This is a genomic window from Kitasatospora phosalacinea (genome assembly GCF_030268885.1).
GTDB lineage: Bacteria > Actinomycetota > Actinomycetes > Streptomycetales > Streptomycetaceae > Kitasatospora > Kitasatospora phosalacinea_C.
The window spans coordinates 1-8,545 of sequence record NZ_BSSA01000062.1; the positions used below are offsets into that span (position 1 = coordinate 1).

Annotated in this window: 7 protein-coding genes and 2 pseudogenes; 4 read left to right on the forward strand and 5 right to left on the reverse strand. The window is 76.9% G+C overall.

Annotated features, from left to right (window positions below):
* Both QSK52_RS38500 and QSK52_RS38505 read right to left on the reverse strand, forming a co-directional pair.
* Window positions 1–123 (reverse strand): annotated as a pseudogene (locus QSK52_RS38500) (electron transfer flavoprotein subunit beta); the annotation flags it as partial.
* Between the two features lie 320 nt (window positions 124–443).
* The gene (locus tag QSK52_RS38505) at window positions 444–854 is read right to left on the reverse strand and encodes a TlpA family protein disulfide reductase (protein ID WP_285740946.1); all 411 of its coding nucleotides are present in this window, start codon (window positions 852–854) and stop codon (window positions 444–446) included.
* Between the two features lie 231 nt (window positions 855–1,085).
* Between QSK52_RS38505 and QSK52_RS38510 the strand changes: the two are divergent.
* A pseudogene (locus tag QSK52_RS38510) lies at window positions 1,086–1,539 on the forward strand (DUF4395 domain-containing protein).
* Window positions 1,540–1,705: 166 nt separating this feature from the next.
* Window positions 1,706–2,461, forward strand: a complete 756-nt coding sequence (locus QSK52_RS38515; protein ID WP_285740947.1) for a lysophospholipid acyltransferase family protein — start codon at window positions 1,706–1,708, stop codon at window positions 2,459–2,461.
* Between the two features lie 24 nt (window positions 2,462–2,485).
* Here QSK52_RS38515 and QSK52_RS38520 read toward each other — a convergent pair whose 3' ends face one another.
* Window positions 2,486–4,348, reverse strand: a complete 1,863-nt coding sequence (locus tag QSK52_RS38520) for a hypothetical protein (RefSeq protein WP_285740948.1) — start codon at window positions 4,346–4,348, stop codon at window positions 2,486–2,488.
* Between the two features lie 1,487 nt (window positions 4,349–5,835).
* Between QSK52_RS38520 and QSK52_RS38525 the strand changes: the two genes are divergently transcribed.
* The gene (locus tag QSK52_RS38525; protein ID WP_285740949.1) at window positions 5,836–6,171 is read left to right on the forward strand and encodes a hypothetical protein; all 336 of its coding nucleotides are present in this window, start codon (window positions 5,836–5,838) and stop codon (window positions 6,169–6,171) included.
* A gap of 502 nt (window positions 6,172–6,673) precedes the next feature.
* On the opposite strand, the gene QSK52_RS38530 is transcribed toward QSK52_RS38525, so the two are convergent.
* Entirely contained in the window at window positions 6,674–7,147 is a 474-nt protein-coding gene (locus tag QSK52_RS38530) for a hypothetical protein (protein WP_285740950.1), read from the reverse strand.
* Window positions 7,148–7,255: 108 nt separating this feature from the next.
* A complete protein-coding gene (locus QSK52_RS38535) occupies window positions 7,256–7,783 on the reverse strand; it encodes a MarR family winged helix-turn-helix transcriptional regulator (protein ID WP_285740951.1) in 528 nt (175 codons plus the stop codon).
* Between the two features lie 70 nt (window positions 7,784–7,853).
* On the opposite strand from QSK52_RS38535, the gene QSK52_RS38540 reads away from it, so the two are divergent.
* Entirely contained in the window at window positions 7,854–8,426 is a 573-nt protein-coding gene (locus QSK52_RS38540) for a carboxymuconolactone decarboxylase family protein (RefSeq protein WP_285740952.1), read from the forward strand.
* Window positions 8,427–8,545: the final 119 nt, after the last annotated feature.

Sequence of the window (8,545 nt, forward strand, 5' to 3'; positions counted from 1 at the left end):
CTCGTCCAGCTCCGACAGGAGGCCGTCCACGCCCTCCCGGTCGGTGGTGGCATCGTCCGCGAAGCGACGGTCACCGGTCGCGTCGGGCACGTACTTCACACAGACAACGATCCTCAAGCTCACGGCCTGCTCTCCTGTTACTGGTCCGATCCGGCGGCTGCGGCGGCGGCCCGCGCGCACCGAGCGATCCTCGGCCCGCGCACGGGGCCCGCGGCCCGAGCGGCGCGCGAGGTGCCCCTCCGGGACTCCCCGGCAGCATACCCACGAGTAGCCCAACCGTCACTACTCGCCAGTAGCTTACGCTGCCCGCGACCCCGGCCCGACACCACGCAGCCGCCCCGGCCCATCCTGCCCCAGCCCGACCCGACTGCCACCTGACTCCACGCCAGATCCCCTGTGAGATTGAACGCGCACCGGCCCCCGCGACCGGCCCCGCGACCGGCTCAGACGGCCTCGCCCAGCGCCGCGATCACGTCCGCCTTCCGCGGCTGCCCCGCCGCCCGCCGCACCACCCGGCCGGACGCGTCCAGCACCAGCACGGTGGGCGTCCGCAACACCTCCAGCCGCCGCACCAGCTCCAGCTGCGACTCGGCGTCCACCTCCACGTGCGCGACGCCCTCGACCATCCCGGCCACCTCCGCCAGCGTTCGCCGGGTCGCCCGGCAGGGCTGGCAGAACGAGGTCGAGAACTGCACCAGCGTCGCCCGCTCCCCCAACGGCGCCCCCAGCTCCGCCGCCGTCAACCGCACCGCCCCGTCCGCCCGCACCCGCAGCCTCCCGTCCCGCGCCTTGCGCACCACGCCGAACCCGCCGGCCGCCGCCAGCACCACCAGGCACACCACCAGTCCGGTCACCCGCCCAGTCTGGCAAACCACCCCCTGGGCCCGGAACCCGCTCCCCGCTACCATCACCCCGTGACCGCCCGCACCCCGTCGTCGACCCCCCGGCTGACCAGCCGCCGGGTGATCGACCTGTGCCGGGCCTGCACCACCCGCTGTCGCTGACCGCACCACCCCCGCGCCGTCCCGTCCGTACGACGTCCCGTCAGCGACCCCTCCCGGAGCCCCACCGTGCCCTCCGCACCGATCGACCCCCGCGGCCCGCGCTTCGCCGCCGTCCTCACCAGCCTCGTCCTCGCCGCCGCCCTGGTCACCGGCAGCACGCCGCTGCTCGCCCTGCAGGCCCTGGTCTTCGCAGCGGGCGCGCTCGGCGGCCACCGCTACGCCCCCTACGGCTGGCTCTACCGCACCCTGGTCCGCCCCCGGCTGGCCCCGCCCGCCGGGGGCGGACCCGCGCCCGCCGCGCTTCGCCCAGGCGGTCGGCCTCGCCTTCACCCTGCCGGCCACCCTCGCCGCCCTCGCCGGGCTGACCTGGACCGCCCTCGTCCTCACCGCCCTGGCCCTGGCAGCGGCCTTCCTGAACGCCGCCTTCGACTACTGCCTGGGCTGCGAGTTCTACCTGCTCCTCGAGCGACTCCGGGCCGCCGCGACCGGGAAAGCCCGCGGGGAAGCCCGTCCCGCCGGAAAGTTCCCGGTGTGAGGGTCGCCTCCCCGGGTATCCGCGGGCGTGACAGACCGTACCCGTTCGGGGGATCATTCGGGGGAAACACCCGTGGCCGCCGCGGCGTGCCGCGACCCCTCGGCCAGCCACCACGCTCCGGGTACCGCCGAACCGGGCGCCTGGCCCGTAGGAAGTAGGGCTGACCGTGGCCGAGTTCGTGTACCCGCCGGTGATCCGCACCGCGCTGGCCGCCTTCAAGGCGCTGGACCTGCGCATCTCCATCGTCGGCGCCGAGCACGTCCCTGCCACCGGCGGCGCCGTCCTGGTCAGCAACCACATCAGCTACCTGGACTTCATCTTCGCGGGCTTCGGCGCGTACCGGGTGGCCCGCCGCAAGACCCGTTTCATGGCCAAGGACGACGTGTTCCGGCACCGGGTCTCCGGCCCGCTGATGCGCGGCATGAAGCACATCCCGGTGGACCGCACCGACGGCCAGCCCGCCTACGAGGCGGCGGTGAAGGCGCTGCGCGAGGGCGAGGTGGTCGGGGTGTTCCCGGAGGCCACGATCAGCCGTTCGTTCACGCTGAAGAAGTTCAAGACGGGCGCGGCCCGGATGGCCGCGGACTCGGGCACCCCGCTGCTGCCGGTGATCCTGTGGGGCACCCAGCAGTTGTGGACCAAGGGCCGCCCGAAGACGCTGACCAAGCGCCACGTCCCGGTGACCATCATGATCGGCGAGCCGATCCACCTGGCCCCGACCGACAAGCCCGTCATGGTGACCCGCCGCCTGCGCGCCGCGATGTCCGAGATGCTGGACCGGGCGCAGCGCGAGTACCCGGCGAAGCCGTCCGGCCCGGACGACGACTGGTGGCTGCCCGCGCACCTCGGTGGCAGCGCGCCGACCCTGGAGCAGGCGGAGGCCGAGGACGAGGCGGAGGCCGAGCGCCGCGCCGCCCGCTGACGCCGCCCCGCACCGCCCGGCCCGTCAGCCCGGCGCGAGGCGGTGGGCCGCGAGGTCGTGCAGCAGCCGCAGCAGCGGCCGGTGCCTGCGCTCCGCGCGTGCGGCGAGCGCCGCCAGCACCGGCAGGTCGGCGGCGGTGACGGCGGCCGCGGGTCGGGCCAGCCAGGCGACGGGGTGGTGCAGGTCGTGCAGCAGGGTGCGGGAGCCCGGCCACGACCCGGACCCGCCGTGCACGACGTAGCGGCCGTCGGCGGAACTCTGCCAGGCCGTGGTGACGTCCAGCAGGGCGGCGGTCGCGGGCGGTTCGGGGACGGGGTCGAGCGTCTCGGCGTCGTGGAAGTGCGGGCGGCCGAGCGCCCAGCCCCCCACCACCCGCCAGGCGGGCACCGCGAACAGGGGCTGCAGGGTGGGCGTTCCCACCGCGGCGCTCTGCCGCAGCCGTCCGCCGTGCAGCTCCCAGCGGCGCAGGCCGCCGTTCGACCCGGCGGTGACCAGCAGGTCGGGGCCGAGGAAGACGGCGTGCACGTCGCCCTCGGTGTCGGCTGCGGCGACCACCCGCCCGTCGGGCAGGTCGAGGAGCACCGTCCGGCGGCCGTCCACGAGGGCGATCCGGGTGCCGGTCGGGTCGACGGCGAGGCGGTCGCAGCGCCACAGCCCGGTGCCGCCGAGGTCGACGGGGACGGGCGGGTCGCCGTCCGTCCCGACCAGGACGGCGCGCATCATCGTCAGGCCCACCACGTAGCCGTCCGCGGTGGCGGCCACCCGGGCCCCGTTCAGGGCGTTGCCCGAGGCGAGCTGCTCCTCGGAGCGGCCGTCGAGCCGGAGCAGCCGGGCGTGCGGCGGGCCCGGCAGCTCCCGGACGGCGACGACCAGGCCCGGGCCGGGGCAGGCGAGGGAGCTCCACTCGTTCGGGCCGCCCCGGTGCAGCACCTTCGGCCGTCCCGTGGTCAGGTCGAACGTCCGCAGGGCCCAACTGCCGTTCTTCTGCAGGCCGTCGACCGCGAGCACGGGGCGGCCGTGGGCGAAGTGCAGGCCGTGCCCGCTGGTGCTGACCACGGGCAGCTCCCGGTGGGCGGGGCGGGCGGGCCCGGACCGGCCCGCCGCCGCGAGGCGCTCGGCCAGCGCCCGGGCGGCCGGCTCCGCGGGCAGGCCGCGGTCGGTGAGCGCGCGGGCCAGCCGGGCGCCGTCGGCGACCGGGACGGCCAGGGCGAGCGCCCACAGCGCGGCGTCGTCCCCGGCCGCGGTGAGCCGCCGGGCCTCCTCGTCGATCTCCTCCGGCGTGCCCCACGGGATCCGCGGGGCCAGTCGGCTGCGCCGCCGCTCCTGCTCGCGCTCCTGCTCGGCGGCGGCGACCAGGGCCTCCACCCGGGCCCGCTCCGCCTCGGTCCGCCCGGCCTCCTCGGACAGCCCCGCGGTGCTCTGCAGGGAGGAGAGCACCGCGAGCGCGTGGGCGTAGCGGGGCCCGTAGGCTGGCAGGTCGGCCTCCACCAACTCCTCCCACAGCGGGAGGACGGCCTCCCGGTCGGGGATGCCGTCGCGGTCGAACGACGGGACGGCGGTGACGTACTCCAGGGCCTCGGCCAGGTCGGGCCGGTGGGCCTGCGGGTCGACGCCCGCCAGGTACGTGAAGAGGGTGACCCCGGCCCGGGTGGCCGCCAGCATCCACCGGTGGTGGTCGGACGGGGGCGGGTCGTCGGACTCGACCGGCCGGGCGGACCCGGGCTCGGCGGGGTGCGCCCGCAGCGCAGCGCTCTCCGCCCGGGCGGCGGCGGCCTCCTCCGGCCGCCCGGCGGCGGTGAGGGCCGTGCCCAGGACCTCCAGCCCGTCCGCCAGTTGGGGCCGCAGCACGGCGGGGTTGTCCGGCAGCAGGCGCCGGTCGATCTCCACCGCCTCCCTCCCGGGCGAGGTCGACCGCCCGCTGCCGCCAGCCCGCGGCGACGGGCCGGTGCAGTCCGGGACGGTCGGGCGCGGCTCCGGCGACCGCCTCGGCGAGCTGGTAGTGGCTGACGAGCCGCCCGGCCAGCAGGGTCAGGGCGTGGGCGAGCGAGGCCTCGTGCCGGGGCGGGTCGTCGGCGGCGAGGCGGCGGTCCAGGGCCACCGCCTGTTCGAGGGCCGCCAGGACGGCCCGGCCCCCGAAGTAGGCGGGCGGCAGGGCCATCGCGAGGTTGACCAGGCAGGCCGGCAGGTGGGTGCGCGCCTCCCGCTCGGACGACCTGGTCCGGGACAGCCGCCGGAAGAGGCCCAGCGCCTCGTGCTCGACCTCCAGGGCCTCCGCGGTGCGCCCGGCCCGGCGCAGTTTGCCGGCCAGGTTGACCAGCAGCGCGGCGCCGCCCGTCCCGGTGGCGGTCGGGTCCATCAGGCCGATCCGCCGGCCGATGTCGACCGCCTCCCGGGCGAAGGACAGCGAGGTGTGCCGCTCGCCGTAGCGGCCGAGCCGGTTGGCCAGGTTGGACAGCACGAAGGCCAGCGGCTGTTCGAAGGTCCGCGGGTCGGCCTGCGCCAGCGGCCGGTACAGCTCGACCGCGGTGACCAGCGCGTCCAGGTTCTCGCGGTAGCGACCGGCCGCGGCGAGGGCGTTGGCGAGCCGGGCGTGGACGGCGGCCCGCTGCGCCGGGTCCCTGGTGCGGGCCAGCCGGTGGTCCGCCAGGACGCGGGCCAGGTCGGCGACGCCCGGGGCCAGGTCGGTGCGCTCGTACGGGGGCAGCCGGTCCTCCACCGCCTCCAGCAGGTCGAACGGGGCGCCGGGCAGCGCGGCCAGGGCGCTCAGCGCGGGGCTGCCCGCGGCGACGGCGAGCTCGGGCCGGGCGCGCAGCAGCGGGAACAGGTGCTCCTCGGCGACGTGCGGCCAGCGGTCGGCGGCCGCGGCCAGCAGCAGCAGGGTGCGCCTGGTCCAGCCGGGGTGCGGCGGGCCGTCGGTGAGCGCGGTGACGGTGTCCGGCGCCCACTCCCGGGCCGGGTAGTCGGCCCGGTGCCCGGGGAGCGTCAGGGCCGCGAAGTCCTCGGCCAGGCGGTCGGGTTGGAGCGGTTCGAGGACGGTGGCCCGGGCCGGGTCCACCGGCGGGTAGCAGCTCGCGTGGTCGGCCAGCAGGCGGTGCGCGGGCAGCCCGAGGCCGAGGCGGTCGAGGGCCTGCGCGCCGGTCGGCGGGGGCAGCGGGCCGGTCAGCGCGGCGGTGAACACCACCCGGTTCATCACCTCCGGCGGGGTGGTCCACGGCGGTTCGCGGGTGCCGTCGCCGTCCAGCCGGTGGGTGCCGTCGCCGTGGCGGCGCGCCCAGTGCAGGTGCTCGCGGTCCAGCAGGTAGAGGGTCAGCCCGGCGGTGTCGGTCGGGGTGCGCCGCCCGGTCAGGTGGGCGTCGACGGCGACCAGGGCCGCCATGTGGACGGCCAGGGTCAGGCCGAACTCCGGCCCGTCCAGCCAGGGCGGGGCCGTCATCCAGCCGGGGGCCGCCGTCCCGTACCGCGCGGCGAAGCCGTCCCGGGCCGCGGTGAACATCTGCGCCCGCCGCCCGGCCGGGTCCTCGCCGTCGCCGAGCGCGGCCAGCTCCTGCGCCGAGGTGCCCGCCCGGTGGTCGGCCAGCGCGGCCCGGACGGCGGGCCAGGGGCCGCTGTCGCGGGCGATCATCAGGACCCGCGCCGGGACGGCCGGGTCGTGCAGCAGGGCGTTGCTGAGCAGCCAGGTCAGGTGGGAGAGCGGCCAGCGGTCGGCGTAGTCGACGAGCAGCAGCAGGCCCGACGCCCCGTCCGTCCGCAGGTCCTGGCTGCCGGGCGGGGGCAGCACCGAGCCCGGGCCCTCGGTCGCGGTGACGACCTTCCAGCCCTCGGCGGCCGTCTCCCGGGCCAGTTGCGCCGCCAGCCGGGTCTTGCCCTGACCGCCGGGCCCGTGCAGCCAGCGGACCGCCAGCCGGGGGCCGGAGCCGCACCAGGCGCGGAGCGCGGCCAACTCCTCCGTCCGGCCGGTGAAGCCGACCACCTCCCAGCGGGCGTTGAGCATCCGGCTCGGCAGCTCGCCCAGCCAGGCGTCCTCCGCGCCCTCCCCGGGACGCCAGTTCTCCAGCACGTAGACGGGCGTGCCGTCGCCGAAGACGTGGAGGTCCGCGCCGATCACCCCGTAGGCGAAACCGGCCCGCGCGACCACCCGCTGCTCCAGTCGGCCGCTCCCGTCGCCGGGCGGCCCCGCCCCCGGCCCGGGGCCCGGCTCGCGCCCCGCCGGTGTCACCGCGGCCCCTCGGCCGCCTCCCCGGGCCCGCCGCCGGGCGCGGGCGGGTCGGGCTGCGCCGCCTCGTGCACCACCACGTTCCCGCCGAGCGCGCCGTAGGCCCGGCCGTGGCCGTGCGCCGTCACGTGCTGCGTCCAGTGCTGCTCGGCCCGGGGCAGCGCGGCCACCGTCCGCTCCACGAAGCCCCGGAGTTCCTCCGCCAGCTCGGGACGCTCGGCCAGCAGCGCCTCCCACTCGACCTGCCAGGCCGGGGCGAGGCCCTGCCGCACCCGTTCGGGCTCCGCGGCCCGGGCCACCAGCTCGGCGTCGTGGTCCAGCCGTTCGGCGATCGCCCGCTGCCGCTCCGCCCCGCCGTGCGTGAACAGCCGGGCGGCACCGGCCCGGACGGTCTGCCAGGCGTCGGTGGCCATCGCCCCGACCAGCGCCGTCCCCCCGGCCCCGGCGAGGGCGATCAACGATTCGGCGAGCATCCGTTCCCCCTGGCGTCACGTGGTCCCGTCCCTCGCCGTACCCCGGCCGCCCCGCGCTGACACCCGGCCGCCGTGCCGACGTCCTCCCGCGCCCGGCCGTCCCGTCACTCAGCCGGTGAACCAGCCCGCCGCGTCCAGCCGGAACCCGGACGGGCCGACCAACTGCGCGAGCCCGTCCTCCAGTTCGCGCAGGCGCTGCTCCCCGAGCACGGCCGCCCAGTGCGCCCGGATCCGGTCGAACCCGGCCGCCGACCTGGCCAGCATGTCCAGCCCGCGGGGCGTCAGCCGGACGAGCTTGCGCCGCGCGTCCTGCGGGTCGTCCACCCGCTCCGCGTACCCGAGCGCCTCCAGCCGGTCCACGGTCTTGCCCGCGGCCTGCTTGGACACCCCCAGCCGCCGCCCGAGCTCGCTCGCGGTGGCCCCGTCGACCCCGATCGCCTGCAGCGCGAACCCGTGCGCGGGCCGGGCGTCCGGGTGCCCCTGCCGGGCCAGGTCGGCGTGCAACTCGTCGATGATCGTGCGGAATCCGGCGAACAGCAGCAAGGGCAGCTCGAAGCCGTCCCGGACCGGAACGCCCGGTTCCCCGTTGCGCAGATCGACAACCTGGTTTACGTTTTGGTCAACCACGTTGTCCATTCTAGGACGCGCAGCCGGGCTCCGTCCTCCGGCCACCCCGGCACGCCTCCGCACCCCGAAAGGCCCACCCGTGTCCCTCCCCGCACCCACCACCCCGACCACCGGCGCCCACTTCCCCGACCTCACCCCCGACACCGCCCCACCGGCCGCCCGCCGCCAGCTCGACCAGGTCACCCGCCACCTCGGCTACCTGCCCTCCGCCGCCGCCCGCCTCGCCCACGCACCCCAACTCCTCGACGGCTTCCTCAAGTTGACCGCCCTCTTCGACTCCACCGAACTCGACCCGCTGGTCCGCGAAACCGTGGTCCTCACCCTCGCCACCCGCAACGGCTGCCACGTCTGCGTCGCCATGCACACCGCCGCCCTCGCCCGACTCGCCGCCGCCCCCGAACTGATCACCGCCCTGCGCACCCAACAGCCCCTGCCCGACGCCCGGTTGGAGGCCGTCCGGGCCTTCGTCCACGCCGTCCTCGACCACACCGGCGCAGTCCCCGAACCCGACCTCGCCGCCTTCCTCGCCCACGGCTTCACCCCGCGCAACGCCCTCGACATCGTCCTCGGCATCGGCGCCTACACCCTCTCCACCTTCGCCAACCGCCTCACCGACGCCCCCCTCGACCCCCAACTCGCCCCCTACGCCTGACAGTGAGGATGTGACGTGGTGCTGTTGCCGGCGGGTCTGACCCTCCGCCTGACTGACGTTCTGACTGTCCTGTTTGGGATTTGTCGGCCCGCCGGGCATCACCACGCACGCGGCCGGAC

Coding starts and splice junctions, on each gene's coding strand:
- QSK52_RS38525 (WP_285740949.1), top strand. CDS start 5,836: ATGTGGACGGCCAGGGTCAGGCCGAACTCCGGCCCGTCCAGCCAGGGC.
- QSK52_RS38530 (WP_285740950.1), bottom strand. CDS start 7,147: ATGCTCGCCGAATCGTTGATCGCCCTCGCCGGGGCCGGGGGGACGGCG.
- QSK52_RS38535 (WP_285740951.1), bottom strand. CDS start 7,783: ATGGACAACGTGGTTGACCAAAACGTAAACCAGGTTGTCGATCTGCGC.